This window comes from Geodermatophilus sp. URMC 60 (assembly GCF_053502585.1).
The window spans coordinates 3,437,263-3,461,536 of sequence record NZ_CP199958.1 but is presented as its reverse complement, the minus strand read 5'-3'; the positions used below and the strand labels follow the sequence as shown (position 1 = coordinate 3,461,536).

The following is a 24,274-nucleotide window of genomic DNA, read 5'->3' as shown; positions in this document are numbered from 1 at the left end:
GTCCGTAGTGGCCCAGGCCGGCGGGTCCGTCAAGGTGGCTCAGGTGAGCCGGCGCAGCACCTCGTCGACGCTGCGCCTGATGTGCTCCTCCACCTCCGCGGCGATCGTCGCCTCGTCGCCCTCCTCGATGACGCGGACGAGCCGGCGGTGCAGCGCCGCGTCCCGTTCCGGGTCGTGCCGCACCGCCTGGTCCACGGTCAGCGCGATGTGGATCTGCGATCCGACCAGGGGCCAGATCTTGCGCAGCGTCGGGCTGTCGGCCAGGTCCCAGATCGCCTCGTGCAGCGCGATGTGGGTGACGTGGGCCTGCAGGGCGTCCCCGGACCCGATCGCGGCGAGGTGCACCCGCAGCGCCTCCCGGACGCCGTCCATCGCAGGCCCGTCCGGGTCCCGTGCGAGGCGCAGGGCCGCCATCGTCTCCAGCGGCATGCGCACCTCGGCGACGTCGCGCAGTTCGTCCGCGGTCGGCTGCGCGACGTGGATGCCCTTGTAGGGCACCTGGACGAGGGCCCCCTCGTGCACCAGCTGCTGGAGCGACTCCCGCAGAGTGGGGCGGCTGACGCCGAGCGCCTCGGCGAGGTGGACCTCCTTGATGCGCTGGCCCGGTCGCAGCTCCCCGGTGAGGAGCGCCCACCGGATCCGCGCCGAGACCTCCTCACGCCGAGTGGACGAGACGACCACCCCGCCGCTCAAGGTCACGACCGGCTCCGGCACACGTCTCTCCTCGCTCGTGCAGACTGACTGACGAGCCGCGCCATTCTCCACGCCCGCGGCGCATGCGCCCAGAGCGGCCACCGCGACCCCGCCCGCCCGTGCCGGCGCGGCGCGGCACCCTCTCCGCATGGGGGTCCTCCCCCGTCCCCCGGCGGGGGTTCTCGCCCGGTGTTCTGGGGGCTCCCCGGATGTATCAGGAACCGGTGCCCGGTGATCCTCTCCTCGAGACAACGGCGACCACGGAGCCCCTGATGAACACCTACGACCCCTCGGACCACATCCGCTACGTGCACCTGTCCGGGCCGGCGGCCGCCCGCTCGGCCCCGGCGGCCGGCGCGATCGCGTGCGCCACGTTGCCCAGCGGATATGCCAACCAGTCGCCGCGGACCCGCCTGCAGCGCCGTCCGGCCCACGTCGTCGGGACCCGGGCGGGAGTCGCCTCGCTCACCGCGTGAGCGATTCCGCCGCGCCGGCCGTGACGGGCAGGGCGTCCGCTCAGGAGCTCCGTCCTCCGTGCAGGAGGAACGCGCCGTACCCGACGACGCGATCGCGCCCCGCCCCGCTGTCGGCCGACGTGGCCAGGCGGAGCAGTTCCACGGTCAGGTCGCGCTCGACGGCGTGGTGCAGCAGCCCGCGCAGGGGGTGGTGACCACAGGCGTCGTCCGGTCCCAGGGCGCCGGCGTCGCGGGCCAGGACCGCGTCGGCGGTGCGCCGGTCCCGCTCCCGGGCCGAGTGCTCGTCGAGGTGGTGGCTCAGGTCGGTGGAGACGACCGCCAGAGCGCCGTCGGTCGCCAGCAGGGCGGTGAGGAGCGCCGCCACGGACTGCGGCTGCGTGCGACCGACCAGCACCGGCAGCACCGCCACCTCGGGACCGAGGACCCGCTGGAGGAACGGCAGCTGGGTCTCCAGGGAGTGCTCGCCGTCGTGGGGACGGTCGTCCACCGCCACGCCGGGCAGCGCGGTGGCCGCCGTCCGGGCGTCCTCGTCCACACGGACATCGCCCAGCGGCGTGGCGACGGCGTCCACGCCCGGCACCGCCATCCCGTCGAGCGGCCAGGAGTGCGCGGGCCCCAGCAGCACCACTCGGGTCACGGCGTCCGTCAGCTGCGCGTACGCGGTCGCGGCCACGGCGCCCGAGTACCGGTACCCGGCGTGCGGCGCGACCACGGCAGCGGGGAGGACCGGCCGGGGCCGGCCCCCGACCCCGCCGAGCAGCCGGTCCACGAGGTCGCGGAGCTCCTCCGGATCAGCGGGGTAGAACCGGCCGGCGACCGCGGGCGGGCGCACGCGCACCGATCAGCTCCCGGCCAGGGACACCGGCAGCCGTCGCGCTCCCCACCGGCCGACCGGCCCCTCGTAGCGGCCCGGGACAGCGGCGCCGCACGAGCCGCAGCGGCCGTCGTCGGTGAGCCGGTAGCGCCCGATGACGAACCAGTCCCGCTCCACGACGACCTCGCCGCAGGCCGCGCAGGTGGTGCGGCCGCCCTCGGCGTCGTGCACGTTGCCCGTGTAGACGAAGCGCAGCCCGTGGTCCCGGGCGATCCGCCGCGCGCGGGTCAGCGTGGCCGGCGGTGTGGGCGGGACGTCGCGCATCTTGAAGTCCGGGTGGAAGGCGGTGAAATGCAGCGGGACGTCGGGCCCCAGGTGCTCGGCGATCCACGCGCACTCGGCGCCGATCTCCTCGTCGGAGTCGTTGTGCCCCGGGATGAGCAGCGTGGTGATCTCCAGCCACACGTCGGTCTCGTGCCGCAGGTACACCAGGGTGTCGAGCACCGGCTGCAGGCGGGCGGCCGACACCCGCCGGTAGAAGTCGTCCGTGAACGCCTTGAGGTCGACGTTCGCCGCGTCGACGTGTGCGTACAGCTCCCGCCGCGCGTCGTCGCCCACGTAGCCGGCGGTGACCAGGACGGGCCTGATCCCCCGTGCCCGGCAGGCGTCGGCGACGTCCACTGCGTACTCGAGGAAGATCGTCGGGTCGTTGTACGTCATCGCGACGCTGCGGCAGCCCAGCCGCTCGGCGGCCGCGGCGATGTCCTCCGGGCCGGCGGCATCGGAGAGCCGCTCGATCTCCCGCGACTTGGAGATGTCCCAGTTCTGGCAGAACCGGCAGGACAGGTTGCACCCCGCCGTGCCGAACGACAGCACCGCGCTGCCCGGCAGGAAGTGGTTGAGCGGCTTCTTCTCGATGGGGTCCACGCAGAACCCGCTCGAGCGCCCGTAGGAGGTCAGGACGACCTGGTCGTCGACGCGGCCGCGCACGAAGCACAGTCCCCGCTGGCCCTCGTGCAGCCGGCACTCCCGCGGGCAGACGTCGCACTGCACGCGACCGTCCTCGAGCCGGTGCCAGAACCGGCCCGGCACCGTCGAGCGGTCCCGGAGACTGATGTCGGCCGTCATGATGCCTCCGCGCTACTCCACCCGGCCCAGGAGCTCCGCGGCCCGCCGGCGAGCCGCCCGGACGCCGTCGTACGCAGCCCCGTCCTCCGCCCGGGTCCCTCCTCCGCCCGGGACGACCGCCGGGACCGCGGAGCTGAGGCGCACGGTGAACCCGCCCGGCGTGGGATAGGCGTCGAGGCGGTCACAGGTCTGCCGGGCCAGCCACAGCCCTGCTCCGGTCTGCCCGTCGATGTCCCCCCGGCTGTACCCGGCGAACAGCAGGTCCGCCCCCGCCCCCTGGTCGGTCACCGTGCACAGCAGCCGCGACGGGGTCGCCCACACCCGGACGTGCACGGGTGGCCCGCCGTAGCGAAACGCGTTGGTCACCACCTCGGCGACCGCACCGACGAACTCCTCGCCGACCCGGGTGTCCGGGCAGGCCGCATCGACCACGGCACGCACCTGGCTCCGTGCCCGGACCACGGCGGCCCGATCGGTGATGCCCTCGAGGTCGAGCGAGGGAGGTGTGGCCTCCAGCGGGTGCGGTGGCGGAGGGGTGGTGCCGAGGAGGTCGACCGGCGCCGTGAAGGCGCCGCTGGGGACGGGGCCGTCCTCGGTGAGCAGGTGGGGGTGGGCGCGCTCGACGTCGTGCACCATCGACGCGGACAGCCTCCGGGCGTCGTACCCGCAGACGCTGGACAGCCGCAGCGCTGCGAGGGTCACGTTGGAGGTTGACTCGAAGGCGGCCCACGTCTCCCACGCCTCCGGCTCGCTGCCGTACGCCGGCTGGCTGATCAGCCGCGTCCCGCTGGCCCCCTCGGCGAGGAGACGGTGCACCAGCCGTTCGTAGGTCACGCCGACGTGCGCCGCGCGGGTGTAGACGGCATCGCGAGGGAGGACCAGCACGTGGGCGTCGTCGGGCAGCGCTCGGGCCAGCAGGGCGTTGCGCTCCTCGTCGCACACGACGAGCCCGGCCTCCCCCGCGGACAGCCCCTCCTGCAGGAAGGGCAGGGTCCGGGCCACGAACTCCTCGTCCGACCGGAAGAGGAGCGCGGCGTGCCGGTACCCCTGGCGCCTCCCTGGAGTCACGGGTCCCCCTCGATCAGCTGGAACCCATGGAGGTCGCCCAGACCCAGCAGCCCCAGCGTCCGCCCCACCGGAGGCGGGGGTGCGACGAGCAGGACCTCCCCGCCGTCCGCACGGAAGTTCCGGCTCCCGTGCGCGAGCGCCCGGCAGGCCGCGACGTCCACGAAGGTCAGCCCCGCGAGGTCGAGGGACAGCACGCACGGTGGGACGTCGGTGAACGCGGAGACGGCGGCCTCGAGGACCTCGGCGTTGCCGGCGTCGACCTCCCCCCGCAGGACGAGCCCCCGCTCGTCGGCGCCGGTGCTGAAGCACGTCTCGCGGACGCCCGGGACGTGGACACCGACGGCGTCCCGGAGTGCCGGCCCCGTGGTGGAGTCGCGTGCGTACTGGCACAGCGCGGACACCGGGAGGCTGCGGACCAACTCCGCCAACCGCGTCTCCACGGTGAGGTGGTGCCCCGACGAGAGGATGGTCAGCACGCCGAGGGCGCCGACCGACATGCGCACCGCGGGGAACCCCTCGGACAGGGCGTGGTCGACGACCAGCCGCTGTCCGTCCAGGGGGTAGAACTCGGCCAGCGGCAGCAGCGTGAGACGTCCTTCACGGAGCGCGGTGGCGCCCTCGACCCCGTGGGTCTCGAGAGCCGCCATGAGGGAGCCCTCCTGCTCGTCGGGACCCTCGGCGTAGAGGACCTTCTCGCCCAGCTCGAGGCCCCGCTGCACCCAGGCCGCCACTCCCGCCTGCCGCTCGGCGGCGGACTCGTGCAGCAGCATCAGGTGGCCGTCCCACTCAGGGCCGGCCGTGGCGCCGTCCACGCCCCACACGGGAGGACGCTACTCCCACGGGGGGCGCCGGGATGCGGGTCGCGCCCTCGGTTCGAGGGCGACCGGGGCCGGCAGGGTCCGGGCCCGGCCCGGCCGGTCAGCGGCCCGTGCGGTCGCGGTAGCGGGCGGCGCGCCTGGCGTTGGCGGCCCGGCGGCGCTCGCTGTCCCGCAGGTCGCGCTGGTGAGCGGCGCGCTCACGACGGGCGGTGGCGGTGCCGGCCGGGTAGCCGGCCTTCACGACCCGGTTCTCGGTGGTCTCGGGCATGTAGGCCAGCGAGTAGATCAGCCCGAGGAAGATCCCCCCGGCGGCGACAGCGGCGCGCAGCCCCAGCGGAGCCGGCAGGAAGACCATGATCAGGCTGATCGGGATCGCCATCTGGACGAGCATGCGGGCGACGTGCCGTGCCCACCACGTCCCGGTCGTGGTGTCGAACAGCACCCAGCCGCGGTGGCGCGCGGGCAACCCGCCGCCGAGGGCGTACCACAGCCAGCGGTGCGGGGCGGGCCGGACGATCGGGTCGGTGGTGTCGCGCTCTGCCGGCTCTGCCATGGCGCCTGGGTGCTCCTGCTCGACGACGGTCACTCCCCCATGGTGCCACAACACCAGGTGCCCCAATGGTTGGCCCACCAAGTGCTAGCGGTCCCACACTGGCCGGCGGCCGCGGGCGACGTCAGGCGACCGTGGCCTCCGACCCGGCCTCCTCGCCCGCGACGGGGTGCGCGAGGGCCTGCTGGGAGGCGACGATCACCTGGGTGAGCGCCTCGTGCAGGCTCATCAGCTGCTCGACCGGCATGCCCAGCCGCTCGACGATGCCGGCGGGGATCCTCTCGGCCTGCTCGCGCAGCGCCGTGCCCTTGTCGGTCAGCGCCAGGGCGAGGTTGCGCTGGTCCCTCGGGTCCCGCTCGCGGCGCAGCAGCCCAGCCCCCTCCAGCCGCTTGAGCAGCGGCGAGAGCGTGCCCGGGTCCAGTTGCAGCAGGCCGGAGAGCTCCTTGACCGACAGCGTTCCGTGCTGCCACAGCGCCAGCATCACCAGGTACTGCGGGTGGGTGAGCCCCAGCGGCTCGAGGACCGGCCGGTAGACGGCGACCACGTTGCGGGCGGCCACCGACAGCGCGAAGCAGACCTGCCGCTCCAGGGCGAGCACGTCCCCGGACTCGAGCGGCGCCTGGGGCGTCTGACTGGTCGTCACCCCCTCAGCGTAGGAGCCGAGCCGGCCGAGCACCGGGGCACCGACCGCCGGTCGACCGTGCGGACGAGCTCCTCGGCCGTCTGCCGGCCACAGTCTTGGTCACTTGACCAAGACTGTGACAGGATGGACGTGCCGGCCGGCCGGCCGTCCTGCCCTCCCCTCCGTCCCGAGGAACACCTGTGAGTCCGCTCCGTCGCTGGTCCGCCCTCGCGGTGCTGGCGCTGCCGGTCCTGCTCATCAGCATCGACATGACCGTGCTCGGCTTCGCCGTGCCCGCCCTGACCGCCGACCTGGGCCCGACGTCGACCGAGCTGCTGTGGATCGTCGACATCTACTCCTTCCTGCTCGCCGGCCTGCTCGTGCTCATGGGCAACCTCGGCGACCGCATCGGCCGCCGTCGGCTGCTCATGGTCGGCGCCGCCGCCTTCGGGTGCGCCTCGCTGGTCGCGGCGTTCTCGACGACGGCCGGGATGCTGATCGCGGCCCGGGCCCTGCTCGGCCTCGGCGGGGCCACGCTGATGCCCTCGACCCTGGCGCTGCTGCGTTCGGTGTTCCCCGACGCCCGCGAGCGACGTCTGGCCATCGCCGTCTGGGCCGCCGCGTTCTCCGGCGGCACCGCCCTCGGCCCGATCGTCGGCGGGTTCCTGCTCGAGCACGCCTGGTGGGGCTCGGTCTTCCTGGTCAACGCCCCGGTCATGGTCCTGCTGCTCGTCGGCGCCCCGCTGCTGCTGCCCGAGTCCCGCAACCCGCGGCCCGGCCCCTTCGACGCGCTGTCCGCCGTCCTGTCGATCGCCGGTGTGCTGCCGCTGGTCTACGCCCTCAAGGCCGCCGCCCACGACGGCGTCGGCGTGCAGGTGCTCCTGAGCGCCGCGACCGGCCTGGGTCTGCTGTGGACCTTCGTGCGCCGGCAGCGCCGGCTGGCCGAGCCGCTGTTGGACCTGGGGCTGTTCCGGTACCGGGCCTTCACGGTCGCGGTGACGACGAACCTGCTGACGGTCTTCGCCCTGCTCGGGCTGATGTTCTTCCTGCCGCAGTACCTGATGCTCGTGCTCGGCATGAGCCCGCTGGTCGCGGGCCTGTGGATGCTGCCGCTCGCCGGAGCGACCGTGGCCGGGTCGCTGGCCGCCCCCTGGCTGGCCCGCCACCTGCACCTGCGGTGGGTGATCGGCGGCGGGATGGCGCTGGCCGCGACCGGGCTGGCGGTCGGCACGCTGCTCGGGGTGGGAGGCGACCGGGTCGCTCTGGTCGTGGCCAGCCTGCTCATCGGCGGAGGCGTCGGCGCGGCCGAGGCACTGACCAACGACGTCATCCTCGCGACGGCGCCGCCCGAGCGGGCCGGTGCCGCCGCCTCGGTCTCGGAGACCGCCTACGAGTTCGGGAGCGCGATGGGCACCGCGGTGCTCGGCACCGTGGGCCTCTCGGTCTACGCGGCGCACCTCGGCGCCGTCGACGGCGTGCCGGCGCAGGCCACCGAGGCCGCCCGCGAGACCCTGGGCGGCGCCGCGGAGGTCGCAGCCGAGCTGCCGCCGGACACCGCCGTGTCCTTCCTGGCCGAGGCCGGGCAGGCGTTCGTGACCGGCATGCACGTCGTCCTGCTGATCGCCGCCCTGCTGGCGGCGTACGTGGCGGTGCAGGCCGTCGTCCTGCTGCGCGGGAGCCGGGTGGAGGGTGCGGGTGCCGCGCCGGCCGACCACCGGGCGCCGGCGACGGCGGCCCGGTGACCGGCGGGAAGCGCGCGCACCTGCCCGTCGAGCAGCGCCGGGCCCAGTTGGTGGCCGCCGCCATGCAGGTGATGCAGCGCGAGGGCGCCTGGTCGCTCACCACGCGGGCGGTCGCGCGGGAGGCCGGCGTGCCGCTGGGGGCCGTGCACTACGCGTTCGGCTCCAAGACCGAGCTGGTGCGCGCGGTCTTCCAGGCCGACCGCGACCGCTCGACCGCCCTGCTCTTCCGGGCGGTGGAGGCCGGGGGCACCCCCGCGGAGATCCTGACCCGCGCCCTCGTCGGCTACGTCGACAGCGTGATCGCCGACCCCGGGGCCGAGATCGTGCTCCAGGAGCTGACCATGATGGGCGGCCGGGACGACGACCTGCGGGCCGCGGCGCGGGAGTCCACCGAGCAGTACCGCCGCGACGTCCTCGACCTGCTGCGCCGGGTCGCCGAGGCGTCCGGCGGCACCTGGTCCGGCGAGGTCGAGGTGCTGGCGGAGTCGGTGCTGGGCCTGCTGTTCGGGGCGTCGGTGAACTGGTTGTGCACCGGGGACGACGACCTCTTCCGCCGGTGCGTCACCGATGCCGCGCGGACCCTCGCCACCCGCCTCGCGGTGGGTCCCCCCACCCCGACGGAAGTCAGGCGGCGCCGGGCTCCGGCCGGACCACCGCCACCGGGCACGGCGCGTGGGTGATGACGTGCACCCCCACCGACCCGAGCAGCAGGCTCGACCAGCCGGCCCGGCCACGCGACCCGACCACCAGCAGCTCGGCCCCCTCCGCGACCCGGGTCAGGACGTCCCAGTCGACCCCCTCGACGGCCTCCGCCCGGACCCGGACGCCGGGGGACCCGTCCGGCCAGGCGTCGCGCAGGCTCTCCTGCAGCGTGCTGTCGGCCTGCTCCTGCAGCGTGGTGACCGGGACCGCCCACGGCGGGCCGCCGTAGCCGGACACGGTGTCGACCCAGGCGTGGACGACGTGCAGCTCCCCGCCGCGCAGCCGGACCTCCGCCTCGGCGAACCGCAGCGCGGCCACGGAGCCGGCCGAGCCGTCGACCCCGACCACGACCCGGCCGCCGGCCCCCTGCAGCCGCGGCGCACCACCGCCGTTCGGCTCCTCGTCGCGGACGACGACGACCGGCCCCCGGGCGTACTGCGCGCACTGCTGGCTGACCGAGCCCAGCAGCGCACCGCGCACGCTCCCCCGGCCACGGGAGCCGACCACCAGCAGGCCGTCGTCCCCGGCGGCGTCGATCAGCTGCTGGGCCGGCTGTCCGTACCGCACCTCCGGGTGGACCGGCACGGTGTCGCACCCCGCGGAGGCGGCGACCTCGGCGGCCTCCCCACGCATCCGGGACCGCACGTCCTGTTCGAAGTCGGCGACGCTCGCCGGACCGATCCCCCGGTCGTGGACGTGCGGGGGCCGGTCGTCCGGCCAGACGGTGACCGGCCGGACGGCTCCCCCGCGCAACCGCGCCTCCCGGAGCGCCCAGGCCAGGGCGGTGCGCGCACCGTCCGAACCGTCGACTCCCACCACGACCTCGTGCGTCGTCGCTGCGTCGTCCACCGTGCTCCTCCCACGTTCGTCCAGGGACCGGACCCCGGTCCCGCCCGGAGCCCTACCCACCGGAACACGTCCGGGCGAGGGCCGGGGAGGACCGCCGCGTGCGGTCCACGGCGAGGTGCCGGCGCACCGGGCACCGTCCCGAGCGGGGGTCAGGCGTTCATCGGCGTCGCCGGCATGCCGCGCGGCTCGACCAGGCGCGTCAGCACCGGGCCGGCCACGGCGAGGACGAGCACGTAGCCGGTGGCCAGGGGCCCGAGCTCCGTCACGCCCGCCGCCACGGCCAGGCCGGCGATGACGATCGAGAACTCGCCGCGGGCCACCAGCGCCGTCCCTGCGCGCAGCCGGCCGGGACGGGCGACCCCGTCCCGGCGCGCGGCGAACCACCCGGTGGCGATCTTGGTGCCGGTGGTGACCAGGGCGAGCAGCAGGACGGCGGGGAGCACGGGCAGCAGCGCGGCGGGGTCGGTGGACAGCCCGAAGGCCACGAAGAACGTGGCCGCGAACAGGTCGCGCAGCGGGCCCAGGACCGACCGCGCCCGCTCCGCGAACGACGCGGGCAGAGCCAGTCCCACCAGGAACGCGCCCACGGCCGCGGAGGCCCCCAGCGACTGGGCGAGCCCCGCGACCAGCAGGGTGAGACCCACCAGGCGCAGCAGCAGCTGCTCGTCGTCGGCCGAGGCCAGCACCCGGCCCAGCCGGTGGCCCTGCCGCTGGGCGGCCAGCAGCGCCAGCGCCACCGCGCCCACCGCGAGGCCGACGCCGGCGACCGCCGTCACCGGTCCCCCGCCGGCCAGCGCGACGACGAGCAGCGGCAGGAACAACGCCATCGCGAGGTCCTCCAGCACCAGCACCGACAGCACCGCCGGGGTCTCCCGGTTGGCCAGCCGGCCCAGGTCCCCGAGCAACCGGGCGACGATGCCCGACGACGAGATCCAGGTGACCCCGGCCAGCGCGAGCGCCCCCTGCCAGGGCAGTCCCAGCAGCAGCCCCGCCGCGAAGCCCGGTGGGGCGTTGAGCAGCAGGTCCACCAGCCCCGAGGGGCCGTGGTGGCGCAGCGAGGCGAACAGCTCGTCGGCGGAGAACTCCAGCCCCAGTGCCAGCAGCAGGAGGACCACGCCGATCTCCGCGGCGGCCTCGATGAACGGCTCGGAGGTCGCCAGCGGCACCACCCCGCCCTCCCCCAGGGCCAGCGCGGCGACCAGCACGAACGGCACCGAGGACAGCCCGAGACGGCGGGCCAGCAGCCCGAGGAGGGACAGGCCCGAGAACAGCAGCCCGAGCTCGACCAGGAGCTGGGCGACGTGGTCCACCTCTCAGCCCCGGTCGACGCCGGCCAGGAGCCCTTCCAGCTGCTCCAGACCCGCTTGGGAGCCGATGGCGACGAGGACGTCCCCCGGGTGAAGCACGGCGTCCGGCCCCGGGGACGGCACGACGTCGGTGTCCCGCACGATCGCGACGATCGAGCAGCCGGTCCGGGTACGTGCCCGCGTGTCGCCCAGGGGACGGCCGGCGAAGCGGGAGCCCTCGCGGATCGGGAACCGGCCCGACTCCAGGCCCGGCACCTCCCGGGAGAGGTCGGCGAAGCGCTGCGTGAGCCGGGGAGCCCCGAGCACCTCAGCGACGGCGTCCACCTCGTCCGGCTCGAGCCGCAGCACGCTGCGCGCCCGGTCGGGGTCGCGCCGGTCGTACAGGGCGACCTCGGCCGAGCCCTCCCTGCGGACGACGATGCCGAGCACCTCGCCGGCGTGAGTCCGCAGCCGGTACCGGACGCCGACGCCCGGCAGGAGGGTCTCCTCGAGGTCCATGGCCGCATCGTCGCAGAGGAGCGACGGGCCCACGGCGGACGACGCACGTCCACCGCGGGCCCGGTGCGGCGCCTGCTCAGGCCCCGCCGGCCCCCGCGGCCTCGTGCGTCGCCGTCCCGGTCCGGACGACCGTCACGGGGCAGGGCGCGTGCCGCACGCACTGGTCGCTGATCGAGCCGAGCACCAGGCCGGCGAACCCGCCGCGGCCGCGGGCGCCGACCACCAGCAGGTCGGCGCGGACCGCCGACTCGATCAGCGCACGGGCCGGGTTGGCGTGGGCCACGTGGCAGGTGACCGACAGCGCCGGGTCCAGCCCCGCCTTGGCCACGTGGGCCTCGAGCTCATCCCGCACCGCCTTCTCGAAGTCCTCCAGCGGCGGGATGTAGCCCGGCTCCAGGGTGGCCGGCTGAGGCGCGGTGGTGATCTTCCAAGCGCGCAGCACGTGCAGCGGGTAACCGGCCCGGGCCGCCAGGCCCGCCGCCCACTGCAGCGCCTCCTGTGCGCACCCCGAGCCGTCGTGCCCGACCAGCACACCACCCGGGACGTCCGCCGTCCGGGCGACGCCCTCGTCCTCCACGTGCACGTCGATCTCCTCAGTCATGGGCCGGAGACTACGGCGGGAGTTCCCGGTGCCGACTCCCCGCCGCGGTGTCCCACCCTCCGCTCGCGGATGTCGGGAAGCCCCTCCGACCGGGATCGCGGCGGGAGCCGGCCCAGGCTGTCGAACAGGTGAGGAGCGACTGCGGCGGTCCGGGCACGGCCCCGCCGGATCGGCACGATCGACCCCCCGCGTCGACGGGGGACGACGGACGTCGGCCGGTAGCGTCCGGTGCGTGGTGGGCGCCGGTCCGAGGACGCAGGATCACCCCGGGCACGGGAGCCCGCCGGCGGTGGCCCCGGTGGGGCTGACGGGCGATGCGCTGGTCCACCTCACGTGACCACGTCCCCGGTCCCCCGGGCCGCTCGCCGCGTCCGGCAGGAGTGGGACCTGCTGACCTCCACCAGCGGCCGGCCGGAGGCCTTCGACGTGTCGATGGTGGGCGGCCTGCCCGAACCCGCGCGCCGGTGGCTCGCCCATGCGATCGCACCGGGGACACCGCTGTGGCCCTCGGTCGTCCTCGCCATGCGCGGGGAGATCCGGCTCGGCACCTGGCGCCCCTTCACGGCGACCCAGGTGCTGGCCCCGCCCCGGGGGTTCGTCTGGGCCGCGACCGCCCGCTTCCTCGGCCTACCGGTGGTGGGGTTCGACCGGTACAGCTCCGGATCCGGCCAGATGGACTGGCGCCTGGGCGGCCTCATCCCGGTCATGACCGCCACCGGACCCGACGTCACGCGCAGCGCGGCCGGTCGCCTGGCCGGTGAGACGGCGCTGGTGCCGACGACCTTCCGCGCGGCGACGTGGGCCCCCGGGACCGATGCACACCGGACCGTGGCCACCTGGCGGGTCGACCAGCAGGAGGAGAGCGCCGAGTTCCACGTCGGGGACGGCGGGCGGCTGCTCGGCGTCGTGATGCAGCGCTGGGGCAACCCCGGTGGCGGCCCGTTCGGGCGGTATCCCTTCGGCGTCGCCATCGAGGAGGAGAGGACCTTCGCCGGTGTGACCATCGGCTCGGTCCTCCGCGCCGGCTGGTGGTGGGGAACCGAGCGGCAGCCCGAGGGCGAGTTCTTCCGCGCGGAGATCACCGACGCCAGGTTCGGATGAGCGTCCCCACCGGCCCGTCCGCGCACCGGATCCCGCGGGGTGGACGGGCTAGAGGTAGGCGCGGTCGTCGACCCCCCACGGCAGCTGCCCGGGGACGATCCGCCGTCCGCTGATCGCGTGCGGGATGATCCGGAGCCAGTTGCCGTGCTCACCGGGTGCCCACGGGTGCACGCCGGCGGCGTGGGTCCGCTCGACCAGCTCGGCCCGGTGCTCGGCGCCGACCTCCTAGGCCAGGCCGCGGACGAGCACGCTCCAGCCGCTGCGGGTCGTCCGGTCGATGTCGTCGACCTCGAAGGTCACGTTGGCGTGCCGGGCCGCCGCCAGGGTGGTGCCCGGGTGGGTCCGGATGACGACGGTCCGCCCGTCCATCCCGTAGTTGACCGGGATGATCAGGGGGTGGTGCTCGGCGATCACGCCGATCCGGCCGACCTCGTGGCCGGCCAGCAGGTCGTAGCACTCGTCGACGGGGATCACGTCCAGCGAACCGGTGCCGCTCGTCACGGTGCCATCCTGACCGGCGGGACGGGGAGCCGCACCGGGGCGCCGTGCCCGGCGGCGGGAACACGTCCCCTGGTCAGCCCCACGAGCTGGTCGACGCGATGGTGCGGCCGATGCCGAGCGCGGCGGCGCGGACACCGGGCGCGTAACCGCGGACGGCGGCCGTGGAGGTCCCGCGGACCACGATGGACAGCGCGGCGACGACGGTGCCGCGGACCTCGATCGGCGCGGCGACGGAGACGGCGTCCTCGGTCACCTGCCGGTCGCTGACGGCCATCCCGCTGCGGCGCACCTCGGCGAGGACCCGGCGCAGCTGCCGCGGATCGGTGATGGTGTGCCGCGTGTAGGCCGTCAGCGGACCGGCCAGGACGCGCTCCTGCACCTCGGCCGGGGCGTGCGCGAGCAGGACCAGACCGACGCCGGTGGGCGGCGGCGCGAAGCGGCCACCGACCTGGGTGAGGACGCTGACGGCGTCGCGGCCGGCGATCCGCTCGACGAAGACGACCTCGTCGCCGTCCCGGACGGCCAGCTGCACGTTCTGGTGGGTGACCTCGTAGAGGTCACCCATGAACGGCAGCGCGGCCTCCCGCAGCCCGAGCGCCCGCGGCGCGAGAGAGCCCAGTTCCCAGATCCGCAGCCCGATGCGGAACCGGCCGTCCGCGTCCCGCTCGAGCGCTCCCCACCGGGTCAGCTCCCCGACCAGCCGGTGCGCGGTGGACAGCGGGACGCCGACGGCACGGGCGATCTCGGACAGGGTCAGCGTCGGCCGTTCCCTGCTGAAGGCCGCGAGGACGGCGAGCAGCTTGCCGCCCGCCGTCCTGCGCGCCCTCAGCGGTCCGGCACGGAGGTCACTGGTCACGGGACGTCGATGGTGACGACCCCCGGCTGCCCGTCGGCGCCGGCGAGCCCGCCGGTCCGGGCACTGACGATGCGGGAGACGCAGCACTGCAACCGGTCCCCCGCCCGGTGCTGCTCGTCGCTGAGGAAGACGTCCCGGTGGTCGATGACGCCCTCGACGTCGAGCACCTTGACCTCGCACAGGCCGCACTCGCCGCGGCGGCAGTCGAACATCATGTCCGCACCGCACGCCTCCAGTGCCTCGAGCATCGACACGTCGTGCGGCACCAGGGTCTCCAGGCCCAGCCGCGGGATCCGCACGGTGAACGCCTCGGGAGCGAACCGGCCGCTGCTGCCGAACGTCTCGAAGCGCAGGTCCGCCGGGCGCCGTCCGGCCTGGGCCCAGGCGGTCTTGATCGCGTCGAGCATGGGCGTGGGACCGCAGACGTACAGCTCCCCGCCGTCCGGGACGCCGGCGACGAGGTCGGCGACGTCGAGGGAGCTCCCCTCGTCGTCGATCCGCAGGTCGAGGCGGTCGCCGTGCTCGGGGACCAGCTCGTCGAGGAACGCCATGAGGTCCCGCGACCGGGCGCCGTAGACGAAGCGGTAGTCCGCGCCGCGCGCCTTGAGCGCCTTGCCCATGCCCACCAGGGCGGTGATGCCGATGCCCCCGGCCGCCAGGACGTATCCGGGCCTGCCGTAGTTGAGCGGGAAGTTCTGCAGCGGCTGGGTGATCGACACCTCCTGTCCCCGCCGCAGGTTGTGCATGTAGGCCGAGCCACCCCGGCTCTGCCGGGCCAGCTGCACACCGAGGACCAGCTCGGTGCCGTAGCCGCTCATGCCCACGACGGAGTACGACCGGACGTCGGCGCGACCGTTGACGTAGACCCCGATGTCGATGTGGCTGCCGGGGGGCGCGGGCGCCTCGAGCCGCTCGGGCTCGAGGACGATCCTCCGGACGTGCTGGGCGACGTCGCAGACGTCGATCACCCGCGCCCTCCGCCACCGCTTGGCGCTCGTGGCTGCCATGTCGACCGCTCCCGCTACAGCCCGCGGCCCATCAGGCCGGCCGTCGGCTGCTCCCGGTGCCGGGCCACCCCGCCGGCCACCTCCGCTGCCTGACCGGTTCCGCCGTCGCCCGGCGGCTCGGCGTTGGCCGCGCCGGTGACCTCGGCCATCGCGGCGGCGGCGTGCCCGGCCTCGTCGCTCACCGCACCGACGTCCGAGCCGAGCTCGGCGTCGATCATGCGTTGCACGATGCGGCGGGTCCACATGCTGCCCGCGTCGATGTTGAGGTTGTAGAAGTCGTAGTCGAGGTTGGCCTCGATCCCCCGCTGCTGGGCCTCGAGCATCTGCTCGTCCTCGAAGAAGACGTTGGACACGCCCTCGCGCAGCCGGGTGGTGATCACCTGCTTGTCCAGACACCAGTCGCGGGCGAAGGCCCACAGGTAGTGGCAGGTGTTGTCGGTCTCCGGCGTCATCGTGTTGATCACCGTGCCGGTGACCCCCTGGCTGCGGTCGCCCTCGGGTGCACCGGTACCGGCCTTGGCCACGCCGACGTCGATCGCGATGGTCGACGGCGCGGTGTAGTTGATGATCTGCCAGCGGTCGACCGGCCCCTCGTAGTCGGGGAAGCGGTCCTGGAGGTTGCGCTTCCAGAACGGCGGCGGGTCGATGCCGAGCATCCACTTGGTCACCGTCACCGTCCGGTCGGTGTGGGTCACGGTGAACTCCGACTCCGACAGTGCGTCGTGGCCGATGCTCGACCCGTGCACGAACTGCTCGTGGGTGAGGTCCATGAGGTTGTCGACGATCAGCTGGTAGCTGCAGTTGACGCGGATGGTCTTGCCGTCGCCGGCCCAGTCGGGGTGCTCGTTCCAGTACAGGTCCGGCACCAGCGCCGGGTCGGCCAGCGCCGGGTCGCCCGGCCAGATCCACACGTAGCGGTGCCGCTCCACCACCGGGAAGGAGTGCACCGTGGCGCTGGGGTTGATCGTCTCCTGCGCCGGCATGAACGTGGCCCGGCCGTCGGGGTCGTAGCAGATGCCGTGGTAGCCGCACATGATCTCGTCGTCGCCGCGCAGCTTGCCCATCGACAGGGGCGCCAGCCGGTGCCAGCAGGCGTCGGCCAGCGCGACCGGACGACCGCCGGTGGTCCGGTAGAGGACGACCGGCCGGTTGGCGATCGTCTTGGGCAGCAGGTTGCGCCCCACCTCGTGGTCCCACGCCGCCGCGTACCAGGCGTTGAGCGGGAACGAGCGGAACGCGGCGTGCCCGGTCGGGCGGCCGATGGAGGCGGGCGAGGTCGAACCGGTCATGTCGGGGTCCCTTCGGAGGTCTCGGACGGGTCGGGGAGACGTTCAGGCGGGGATGGGGTCCTCGTGGTGGGCCGGTGCCTCTCGGACCATCGCGTAGAGGAAGAAGGAGACGATCATGATCCCGGCGGCGAGGTAGACCCCCGGAGCCCAGCTGCCGGTCGCGTCGCGGAGGATGCCGCTGACCACCGGGCTGAGCACGGCGCCGATCTCCGAGACGAGGTTGAGCATGCCGAAGGCCGAGCCGCGCTCGCTGGCAGGCACCAGGTCGCCGGTCATGCCCTGCACGATCGGCTGCAGCGCGTTGAAGAACACCCCGGAGCTGAACAGCAGCAGCCCGAGGAGGGCCAGCGAGGGCAGCTGGTCACCCTCCCCGCCGGAGATGCTCCAGCCGAAGGCGAGCACGAGCACCGAGTAGACGGCGGTGCAGACCAGGGCGAGTGGCTTGCGGCCACGGCCGCTGCGGACGGCGCGGTCGGCGAGCCAGCCGCCGACGGGGAAGCCGAGGATCCCGGCACCGGCGTTGAAGGCGGCGGTCAGCGCGGCGGCCAGCAGACTGCTCTCCGCTGCCTCCCGGACGATCTGCACCGACCAGAAGCTGAAGAACCACAGGTTCCACAGGATCGCGATGTAGGCGATGTAGATCAGCCACATGTTCCGGTTGAGCAGGGCCGCACCGCGACCGGACTGCTTGACGCTGCGCACGATGATCGCGATGTACACGAGCGCGATGACCGACGCGATGGTCGCGGTCAGCCACTCCGGCCACTGGAACGTCTCGGCCATCAGGAAGAGGCCGACGATGACCAGGAAGGTCGGCGTGGAGAACAGCAGCAGCCGCAGGAACGGCGGCCCCAGCCGCAGCGCCCCACCGAGCTTCGACCGGAAGAAGACGAACGCCACCGCCGCGACCACGAACGTGAACGCGGCGAACACGAAGAACGGCAGTCGCCAGGCACCGTCGCCCATCCCGAGCGACTCGCCCCAGGCGATCAGCAGCGGCGTGGCGATGATCCCGACGGTCAGGCCGATGGACAGGCCGGTGATCACGATGCCCAGACCGAGCGTCCGCTGCGCCGCCGGGGTGTGGGCGATGATCAGGGTGCGGTCGTTGGAGTAGAACACGCCCTCGCCCAGGCCGGTCAGCACGCGGGCCGCGACGAACGCCACGAGCCCGGCCACCAGACCGGAGACGACGGTCAGGACGCCGGCTGCCAGCAGCGAGACGATGATCATCTCGCGGTGACCGAACCGGTCGCCGAGCCGCCCGCCCGGGTACTGGGTGAGCATGTAGCCCAGGAAGAACATCGAGCCGACCAGGCCACCCACCGTCGCCGGGTTGGCCGCGTCCCCGATGAACCCCGACTCGTTCTGGATCATCCACGCGATGACCGGGCCGGTGACCGTCCGGTCCGCGTAGCTGACCACCCAGCCCAGCAACAGCACCGCCCACAGCGCCCGGTAGGGCACGACCGGGTGGTCGTCACGCCCGGCGTCGAGCAGCTGCTCCTCTCGGGCGGTCTCGCTGTCGGAACTCCCTGCTGCCATGGGTCGCTCCCTGGTAGGTGGGGCCTCGCCGACGATCGGCGACGGACGCAGGGAAGCGTGACGGAGGTCACCGCCCAGGGGTACCGCGCTTCCACCTGGCGGAAGACGGATCCGGCCGCATCCCCGGACGGACTCGTCACGGCGACTCCGGACGCGAACGGCGACGAGGACGTCACCGGGCCGGGCCGGTGGCGTCCTCGTCCGCGTGGTGAGCCGATCAGCCGGCCTGGCGCAGGCCGATCAGGTTGCCGTCGCCGTCCCTGGCCAGGGCCACGAGCAGGCCGCCGCCGACGTCGGTGGGGTCCTGCACCGTCTCGGCGCCGGCGCCCACCAGGGCGGCGAGGCTCCCGGCGACGTCGTCCACGTGCCAGTAGGCGACCGGGCCGGACTGCCCGTGCCGGTGGCCGTGCGGGTCCAGGCCGATCGCCTGGCCGTCGGCGTCGAACTGGGCGTAGTACGGCGCGTCCACCACCGGCTCGGCACCGAGCAGGGCCGTGAACAGCGCCTTGGCGCGGGTCATGTCGGTCACGGGGTAGATGACGGTGCGGATGCCGGTCGTCATGATCTGCTCCTCGGGGGCTCGGGTTCGGGTCTGCCATCTCTGTGACACCCGCCGACCGGGGGATGTGACGACGTGAGCGGGAACGACGTCCTCGCCGCGCAGTTCGAGGGGCACCGCGACCGGCTGACCGCCGTGGCCCACCGCCTGCTCGGCTCGCGCGCGGAGGCCGAGGACGCCGTCCAGGAGGCCTGGCTGCGGGTCAGCCGGACCGGGACCGCCGACGTGGACAACCTCGGCGGCTGGCTGACGACCGTCGTGGCCCGGGTGGCGCTCAACCAGCTGCGCGCCCGGGCCAGCCGGCGCGAGGACCCCCTCGACGACGCGCCGCCGGCCCGCCTGCACGCCGTCGCCGATCCCGCCGAGGAGGCGGTGCTCGCCGACTCCGTCGGGCTGGCCCTGCTCGTCGTCCTCGACCGGCTCGCGCCCGCCGAGCGGCTGGCCTTCGTGCTGCACGACCTGTTCGACGTGCCCTTCGACGAGATCGCGCCGATCGTCGACCGCTCCCCCGCCGCCGCCCGGCAGCTGGCCAGCCGGGCCCGGCGCCGCGTGCGCGCGGCCGAGCTGCCCGACGCCACCGAGCGGCGCCGGGAGGTGGTCGCGGCCTTCCTCGACGCGTCGCGCAACGGCGACTTCTCCGCCCTGCTCCAGCTCCTCCACCCCGAGGCGGTGCTGCGGTCCGACGACGTCGCCGCCCGGATGGGCGCCGACGCGCAGGTGTCGGGGGCGACGGCGGTCGCCCGGTTCCTCTCCGGCCGGGCGCGGGCCGCGCGGCTCGTGCTCGTCGACGGCGTACCGGGCGCGGTGTGGTCGCTGAGGGGGACGCCGCAGGTGGTCTTCGCCTTCACCGTCGAGGACGGCGTCGTGACCGCGATCGACCTGCTCGCCGACCCGCAGACCCTGGCGGGCCTGGACCTGCAGCCCCTCAGGCAGCGGGAGCCGGGCCACCGCGCGCGGACGGCGGACGCTGGCGCCCCGCACGACCACGGGTGACACGACCGTCGCCACGGTCCGCGCCCCGTCGAGGACGGGGAACGCGGGGACGAGTCGGGCCGGTACGGGCACGACACCGCCCGCCGGACGTCGCACCTCCGCCAGGCCGGTCGCCGGCGCGCTCGGTGTCAGCGCCGCGGCCTGGGGCGAGGACGGCACCGCGACACCGACGGGCAACTCGTCGCGGTGGGCGGCAGGTCGGCCCGCCCGTCGAGCGGCGCGCTCCCGCCGGTGGTCGGCCCGACCGGCCACCGGCCGGTCCTGGGGACCGTCGTCCCGGCGCGCTGGTGCCCGGGACCGACCGAGCGTCCTCCGCTCGGTCGGTCCCGGGCACCACCGGACCCAGGCGGGAGCGCTCGCTCGGCGAGCGAGTGCGTCAGCGCGTCAGAGGGATCGGGCGCCGCGGCGACCGGTGACGGCGACGTAGACGCCGAGCACGATGACGGCCCCGATGATGGAGCCGATCCATCCGGCCGTCCCCAGCTCGAAGCCCCGGCCACTGATCAGTCCGCCGAGGAGGTTGCCGACGAACGAGCCGATGACGCCCAGCACGATGGTGGCGAGGATGCTCAGGTTCTGCTTGCCGGGGATGACGGCACGGGCGATCAGCCCGGCCACGAGCCCGATGACCAGCAGGACGATGATGTTCCAGATCACGATCTCTCCTCGGGTGACACGGTCGGTCCCCGGGTCCGCGGTCGCGGCCCGGAGGCAGTGGGTGCGGCCCGGTGGGGCCGCGCTGGATCCGACGGTCGGACGCCGACGTCGTGGCGGTGCCCGAGCCAGTCGCCCGGCACGAGCGGACGACGACGACGTCATGCCCGGCGAGACCCCGGTTTTCACACCCGAACGAGTGATCTTCCGACGGGCGTCCATCCCGCGCCGCTGCGGGAGCCGGCCGGTGTGCTGGAACGACGCCCGAGACGGGGCGGACCCGCACCGGGCGTGACGGCCACGCGATCGTGGACGGCGGGCACGTCGACGACCGGCTGGTCGACGTCACCGGCGCCGACTCCGGCGCCGCCACGGTAAGCGCGTCCCTCACGACCTGTCGTACGCGGAGGTCCACCGATCGGCACCGTGACCGGTGCCGCCGGGGAGCGCGGTGCCGCGCTGCTGGCGACGCCGCGGCCCGTCGACGCCCTCGAGCGGTCTGCGGCGCCCGTGGCCAGGGCCGAGGCGCCCACCGCGAGGACCGTTGCTCCGGCGACCCCGCACCGCGCCTCCCGCAGGAGGCCGACTCCGGGACCCGGTTCGCCCGGACGTCACTGCGTGCAGTAGCCCCTCGCGGCCAGCCCGTCCAGGATCATGGGGAGGGCTGCGGGGGTGTTGTGCCCGGTGCCGTCGTGCAGGAGCACGATGCCCCCCGGCCGCACGCCCTGCAGCACCCGGTCCCGGATCGTCGTCGCCGGTGGATCCGCCCAGTCGCGGGGGTCTACGGTCCACAGCACCACCGAGTCCAGCCCGACGTCCCGGGCCGCTGCCTCCACGACGGGGTTCGTGGCCCCGTACGGCGGGCGCCACTCGCTGGGGAGCCGACCCGTGGCCTGCTCGATGACCTCGTTGGTGCGCCGGAGCTGGGACGCCACCTGCGCCCGGTCCAGCGTGGTGAGCTCCGGGTGGCTCCACGAGTGGTTCCCGATCCGGTGTCCCTCCGTGCTTGCACGACGCACGATGTCGGGTCGGGCCGCGGTCATCTCCCCGGTGACGAAGAACGTCGCCTCCGCTCCCCGGTCCGCCAGCGTGTCCAGGATGTCGGGTGTGGCGGTTCCGTGGGGCCCGTCGTCGAAGGTGAGCCGGACGTGGCCGGCTGCACACTGCTGCGGTGCCGACGCCGCCTGAGCCGGCGGAGCGAGCACCACCAGCAGCAACGCCGCGATGACGGGCATGATCCGGCGCTGCGGACCCGGTCTCAGGTCCGGGCGCGCCGGTGCGCGATCCCCGCTCATCCTGCGACCGCCGCTCGCCCTCGGCCGCGTCCCGGTGCACCTGCGCCGACTCCGGCAGGGAGAGGCCTGCGACCGGGGCTGGGGAGACCCTCCGGGAGTCGGGCTCGGCCCACCGCGCCGGCAGGGTGGGCCAGATGGGTCCGCCGTGGTGGGAGCACGCCGATCCGGCCGGCGTACCCCCACCACGGGTTCCGGATCAGGGGCACGGTGACGTGCCCCCTCCGGTGACCTGGGTCAACTGAGCCGGCCGACCGCGGCCCGGGCCGCGGCGAGGTGGTTCCGGTACGAGCCGTTGGTGTAGGCCACCCACGGCTTGAAGTTGGTGCCCTTGGCGGAGATCCGATAGGCGGCGTTGGCGTTGCACTGGGCGTCGTAGGCACAGGACCGGGAGACCGAGGGGTGCCAGCAGCTGTTGATCTGCCAGAGACCACGGTCCACCGAGCCGCTCGGACAGCCCTTCGTCGGGCCGTTGGCGTTCTGCGCGTCCGGACGACAGGACGACTCCCCCATGCCCACCGCGATCGCGGTGACGAGCCGGTCACCGCTGAAGCCGGCCCGCGAGGCGACCGTCGCGCACAGATCTGCAGGTGCTGCGCCGGCCGAGGCGTCGGGGGCCGCCATCGCCGGAGCCGGTATCGCGAGGGCGATGAGCGCCAGGACCCCCACGATGCTCAGACGGACGGGTCGCACCGGTCGGACGAGCCGGCGCATGCCGAGGACGTGCTCGTTCATGAGATCCTCCGGGCGCGCCTGCGGGATGAGCTGTCGGGTTCGGGCGGGAGGACTGCCCGGCCGTGGCGGTCACGGCTTCACCCCGAGGGCCGCTGACGCGGCCCGGAGGTCTGCGATCTCCCGTTCCTGCCTCGGGTGTGTCGAGGTCGGTCGGGCCAGCGGCAGGATTCGGCGTGCTGCCAGACCGTCCCGCGAATGCGAGCGACCCGACCGTAGGTTGTGATGTGCGTCACAGCAAACGGAACGCGGAGAAACCGGCGATGGCCGCGCCACCGCTGCTCCTCCCGGGACGCCGGCCGCTCGCCTCCCGCCCCGGCGGGTCACCTCCCGGGACCGACACGCTCCTCCGCGACGTCCCACGTGGCGCCCGAGCCGGGCGTCGGCAGGTACAGCCGGGCGTCCTGGGTGTTCCGCAGCAGCGCCCGCAGCTCGGGCAACCCGCCCGACAGCACTCCCAGCCCGCGGGCCTGCACCAGGACGTTGCCCAGGGCGGCGGCCTCGACCGGGCCGGCCAGGACCGGCAGCCCGCAGGCGTCGGCGGTGAGCTGGCACAGCAGGGTGTTGCGCGCTCCCCCGCCGACGAGGTGCACGACCTCGACGTCCCGGCCGGAGAGCTCCACCGCCCGCCGCACCGTGCGCCGGTAGGCCAGGGCCAGGCTGTCGAGGATGCAGCGCACCGTCTCCGCCTGGCTCTGCGGCGGGGTCTGCCCGCCCTCGACGCAGGCCGCGGCGATCCGCGCCGGCATGTCGCCGGGCGGCAGGAAGCGCGGGTCGTCGGGGTCGACGAGCGCGGTGAAGGAAGGCACCTGCGCGGCCGCGGCCAGCAGATCGGGCAGGTCGGCCGGCAGCCCGTGCGCCGCCCAGGTGCGCTGCGACTCCTGCAGCAGCCACAGGCCCATGACGTTGCGCAGGTAGCGCACCGTGCCGTCGACGCCGAGCTCGTTGGTGAACCCGGCGACCCGGCTGGCCTCGGTGAGCACCGGCTTCTCCAGCTCGACGCCGACCAGCGACCAGGTGCCGCAGGAGACGTAGGCGAACCGCTCGGTCGCCGCCGGGACGCCGACCACCGCCGACGCCGTGTCGTGCGAGCCGACCGCGACCACCGGCACCGGTCCGGCCAGGCCCGTCTCGGCCAGGACGGCGCCGGTCAGCTCCCCCAGCCGCTCCCCCGGCTGCCGCAGCGAGGGGAACAGGTCGCGGTCGAGCCCGAGCCGGTCGGCCAGTTCCCACGACCACTCCCGGGTGGTCGCGTCGAGCAGCCCGGTGGTGGAGGCGTTGGTGACCTCGGCCCCGACCGCTCCGGCGAGCCAGTACGCCAGCAGGTCGGGGACCAGCAGCGCCGTCCGGGCCGCGGCGAACTGCGCCGTCCCCCGCGCCGCGACCAGCTGGAACACCGTGTTGAACGGCAGGTGCTGCAGGCCGCTGACGCGGTAGAGCTCCTCGGGCGGGACGACGGCGTGGACCGCCGGCACCGCGGTCGCGTGCCGGGAGTCCCGGTAGTGCACCGGGTTGCCCAGCAGCGCGCCGTCGGCGTCGAGCAGGCCGACGTCGACCGCCCAGCTGTCGATCCCGATCCCCTGGACCGGTCCGGCCTCCCGGCCGGCGGCGCGCAGCCCGTCGAGGACGCCGGCGTACAGGCCCAGGACGTCCCAGTGCAGCGTGCCGCCGACCCGCACCGGCCGGTTGGGGAACCGGTGCACCTCGGTGAGGTGGAGCCGGTCCGGGCCGATCCGCGCGGCCATCACCCGGCCGCTCGAGGCGCCCAGGTCGACGGCCGCCAGGGTCAGCTCCGTGCCCACGACCGGGCTCCGACCCCGTTCCGCTCCTCGCTCGCCGGCGCTCGCCGCCATGCCCGCTGGGCCGTCGTCCTCGCG

The 24,274-nt window shown here is 74.6% G+C and carries 27 protein-coding genes and 1 riboswitch; of the genes, 5 read left to right on the top strand and 22 right to left on the bottom strand.

Annotated features, from left to right (window positions below):
- Window positions 1-39: 39 nt before the first annotated feature.
- On the bottom strand, window positions 40-714 hold the full coding sequence (locus tag ACWIX3_RS16435) for a GntR family transcriptional regulator (RefSeq protein WP_448608413.1): 675 nt from the start codon (window positions 712-714) through the stop codon (window positions 40-42).
- Window positions 715-965: 251 nt separating this feature from the next.
- Between ACWIX3_RS16435 and ACWIX3_RS16430 the strand changes: the two genes are divergently transcribed.
- On the top strand, window positions 966-1,169 hold the full coding sequence (locus ACWIX3_RS16430) for a hypothetical protein (RefSeq protein ID WP_448608412.1): 204 nt from the start codon (window positions 966-968) through the stop codon (window positions 1,167-1,169).
- A gap of 40 nt (window positions 1,170-1,209) precedes the next feature.
- On the opposite strand, the gene amrB is transcribed toward ACWIX3_RS16430, so the two are convergent.
- From amrB to ACWIX3_RS16400, 6 genes are all read right to left on the bottom strand, one after another.
- Window positions 1,210-2,007 (bottom strand): AmmeMemoRadiSam system protein B, encoded by a 798-nt coding sequence (gene amrB, locus ACWIX3_RS16425; RefSeq protein WP_448608411.1) that lies wholly within the window; start codon window positions 2,005-2,007, stop codon window positions 1,210-1,212.
- A gap of 3 nt (window positions 2,008-2,010) precedes the next feature.
- The gene (gene amrS, locus ACWIX3_RS16420) at window positions 2,011-3,111 is read right to left on the bottom strand and encodes an AmmeMemoRadiSam system radical SAM enzyme (protein WP_448608410.1); all 1,101 of its coding nucleotides are present in this window, start codon (window positions 3,109-3,111) and stop codon (window positions 2,011-2,013) included.
- A gap of 12 nt (window positions 3,112-3,123) precedes the next feature.
- Complete coding sequence (locus ACWIX3_RS16415; protein ID WP_448608409.1) at window positions 3,124-4,179, bottom strand: anti-sigma factor RsbA family regulatory protein; 1,056 nt, start codon at window positions 4,177-4,179, stop codon at window positions 3,124-3,126.
- Window positions 4,176-5,000: an MEDS domain-containing protein gene (locus ACWIX3_RS16410; protein ID WP_448608408.1), complete on the bottom strand. Its 825-nt coding sequence runs from the start codon at window positions 4,998-5,000 to the stop codon at window positions 4,176-4,178. Before ACWIX3_RS16410 ends, ACWIX3_RS16415 begins: the two co-directional genes overlap by 4 nt.
- Before the next feature lie 97 nt (window positions 5,001-5,097).
- The gene (locus ACWIX3_RS16405) at window positions 5,098-5,550 is read right to left on the bottom strand and encodes a DUF5313 family protein (RefSeq protein WP_448608407.1); all 453 of its coding nucleotides are present in this window, start codon (window positions 5,548-5,550) and stop codon (window positions 5,098-5,100) included.
- A 121-nt stretch (window positions 5,551-5,671) separates the two neighbouring features.
- Complete coding sequence (locus ACWIX3_RS16400) at window positions 5,672-6,190, bottom strand: MarR family winged helix-turn-helix transcriptional regulator (protein WP_448608406.1); 519 nt, start codon at window positions 6,188-6,190, stop codon at window positions 5,672-5,674.
- A 179-nt stretch (window positions 6,191-6,369) separates the two neighbouring features.
- Here ACWIX3_RS16400 and ACWIX3_RS16395 point away from each other — a divergent pair, with 179 nt between their 5' ends.
- Window positions 6,370-7,911 carry an MFS transporter gene (locus tag ACWIX3_RS16395; protein WP_448608405.1) on the top strand — a complete coding sequence of 514 codons (1,542 nt, stop codon included), beginning with the start codon at window positions 6,370-6,372 and terminating at the stop codon, window positions 7,909-7,911.
- Window positions 7,908-8,591, top strand: a complete 684-nt coding sequence (locus tag ACWIX3_RS16390) for a TetR/AcrR family transcriptional regulator (RefSeq protein ID WP_448608404.1) — start codon at window positions 7,908-7,910, stop codon at window positions 8,589-8,591. Before ACWIX3_RS16395 ends, ACWIX3_RS16390 begins: the two co-directional genes overlap by 4 nt.
- Here the strand turns inward: ACWIX3_RS16390 and ACWIX3_RS16385 are convergent.
- The 4 genes from ACWIX3_RS16385 to ACWIX3_RS16370 all read right to left on the bottom strand — a co-directional run bounded on the left by ACWIX3_RS16385 (window position 8,536) and on the right by ACWIX3_RS16370 (window position 11,868).
- Window positions 8,536-9,462, bottom strand: coding sequence for a universal stress protein (locus ACWIX3_RS16385; protein ID WP_448608403.1), 927 nt, complete (start codon window positions 9,460-9,462; stop codon window positions 8,536-8,538). The two genes, ACWIX3_RS16390 and ACWIX3_RS16385, sit on opposite strands and share 56 nt — an antisense overlap.
- Before the next feature lie 149 nt (window positions 9,463-9,611).
- Window positions 9,612-10,772: a cation:proton antiporter gene (locus tag ACWIX3_RS16380; RefSeq protein WP_448608402.1), complete on the bottom strand. Its 1,161-nt coding sequence runs from the start codon at window positions 10,770-10,772 to the stop codon at window positions 9,612-9,614.
- A 3-nt stretch (window positions 10,773-10,775) separates the two neighbouring features.
- Window positions 10,776-11,267, bottom strand: coding sequence for a cation:proton antiporter regulatory subunit (locus ACWIX3_RS16375; protein ID WP_448608401.1), 492 nt, complete (start codon window positions 11,265-11,267; stop codon window positions 10,776-10,778).
- A 76-nt stretch (window positions 11,268-11,343) separates the two neighbouring features.
- A complete protein-coding gene (locus ACWIX3_RS16370; RefSeq protein ID WP_448608400.1) occupies window positions 11,344-11,868 on the bottom strand; it encodes a universal stress protein in 525 nt (174 codons plus the stop codon).
- 333 nt (window positions 11,869-12,201) lie between these two features.
- On the opposite strand from ACWIX3_RS16370, the gene ACWIX3_RS16365 reads away from it, so the two are divergent.
- Window positions 12,202-12,969 (top strand): DUF6544 family protein, encoded by a 768-nt coding sequence (locus ACWIX3_RS16365; protein WP_448608399.1) that lies wholly within the window; start codon window positions 12,202-12,204, stop codon window positions 12,967-12,969.
- Between the two features lie 48 nt (window positions 12,970-13,017).
- On the opposite strand, the gene ACWIX3_RS16360 is transcribed toward ACWIX3_RS16365, so the two are convergent.
- The 7 genes from ACWIX3_RS16360 to ACWIX3_RS16330 all read right to left on the bottom strand — a co-directional run bounded on the left by ACWIX3_RS16360 (window position 13,018) and on the right by ACWIX3_RS16330 (window position 18,729).
- Complete coding sequence (locus ACWIX3_RS16360; RefSeq protein WP_448608398.1) at window positions 13,018-13,140, bottom strand: hypothetical protein; 123 nt, start codon at window positions 13,138-13,140, stop codon at window positions 13,018-13,020.
- A gap of 54 nt (window positions 13,141-13,194) precedes the next feature.
- Window positions 13,195-13,470 carry a pyridoxamine 5'-phosphate oxidase family protein gene (locus ACWIX3_RS16355; protein WP_448608397.1) on the bottom strand — a complete coding sequence of 92 codons (276 nt, stop codon included), beginning with the start codon at window positions 13,468-13,470 and terminating at the stop codon, window positions 13,195-13,197.
- 73 nt (window positions 13,471-13,543) lie between these two features.
- Entirely contained in the window at window positions 13,544-14,326 is a 783-nt protein-coding gene (locus ACWIX3_RS16350; RefSeq protein ID WP_448608396.1) for an IclR family transcriptional regulator, read from the bottom strand.
- A complete protein-coding gene (locus ACWIX3_RS16345) occupies window positions 14,323-15,333 on the bottom strand; it encodes a PDR/VanB family oxidoreductase (protein ID WP_448608395.1) in 1,011 nt (336 codons plus the stop codon). Before ACWIX3_RS16345 ends, ACWIX3_RS16350 begins: the two co-directional genes overlap by 4 nt.
- A gap of 14 nt (window positions 15,334-15,347) precedes the next feature.
- Window positions 15,348-16,622 (bottom strand): aromatic ring-hydroxylating dioxygenase subunit alpha, encoded by a 1,275-nt coding sequence (locus tag ACWIX3_RS16340; protein WP_448608394.1) that lies wholly within the window; start codon window positions 16,620-16,622, stop codon window positions 15,348-15,350.
- 42 nt (window positions 16,623-16,664) lie between these two features.
- Window positions 16,665-18,167, bottom strand: coding sequence for an MFS transporter (locus ACWIX3_RS16335; protein WP_448608393.1), 1,503 nt, complete (start codon window positions 18,165-18,167; stop codon window positions 16,665-16,667).
- A 217-nt stretch (window positions 18,168-18,384) separates the two neighbouring features.
- Window positions 18,385-18,729 carry a VOC family protein gene (locus ACWIX3_RS16330; protein ID WP_448608392.1) on the bottom strand — a complete coding sequence of 115 codons (345 nt, stop codon included), beginning with the start codon at window positions 18,727-18,729 and terminating at the stop codon, window positions 18,385-18,387.
- Between the two features lie 72 nt (window positions 18,730-18,801).
- Here ACWIX3_RS16330 and ACWIX3_RS16325 point away from each other — a divergent pair, with 72 nt between their 5' ends.
- Complete coding sequence (locus ACWIX3_RS16325) at window positions 18,802-19,719, top strand: sigma-70 family RNA polymerase sigma factor (RefSeq protein WP_448608391.1); 918 nt, start codon at window positions 18,802-18,804, stop codon at window positions 19,717-19,719.
- Between the two features lie 384 nt (window positions 19,720-20,103).
- Here the strand turns inward: ACWIX3_RS16325 and ACWIX3_RS16320 are convergent, their stop codons facing one another.
- The 4 genes from ACWIX3_RS16320 to ACWIX3_RS16305 form a co-directional block, all read right to left on the bottom strand.
- A complete protein-coding gene (locus ACWIX3_RS16320) occupies window positions 20,104-20,376 on the bottom strand; it encodes a GlsB/YeaQ/YmgE family stress response membrane protein (RefSeq protein ID WP_448608390.1) in 273 nt (90 codons plus the stop codon).
- Window positions 20,377-20,984: 608 nt separating this feature from the next.
- Window positions 20,985-21,608 (bottom strand): polysaccharide deacetylase family protein, encoded by a 624-nt coding sequence (locus tag ACWIX3_RS16315; protein WP_448608389.1) that lies wholly within the window; start codon window positions 21,606-21,608, stop codon window positions 20,985-20,987.
- A gap of 294 nt (window positions 21,609-21,902) precedes the next feature.
- Window positions 21,903-22,400 (bottom strand): hypothetical protein, encoded by a 498-nt coding sequence (locus ACWIX3_RS16310; protein ID WP_448608388.1) that lies wholly within the window; start codon window positions 22,398-22,400, stop codon window positions 21,903-21,905.
- A 1-nt stretch (window position 22,401) separates the two neighbouring features.
- Window positions 22,402-22,584, bottom strand: a riboswitch (cyclic di-AMP (ydaO/yuaA leader).
- Between the two features lie 136 nt (window positions 22,585-22,720).
- Window positions 22,721-24,199: a rhamnulokinase gene (locus ACWIX3_RS16305; protein WP_448608387.1), complete on the bottom strand. Its 1,479-nt coding sequence runs from the start codon at window positions 24,197-24,199 to the stop codon at window positions 22,721-22,723.
- Window positions 24,200-24,274 lie beyond the last annotated feature (75 nt).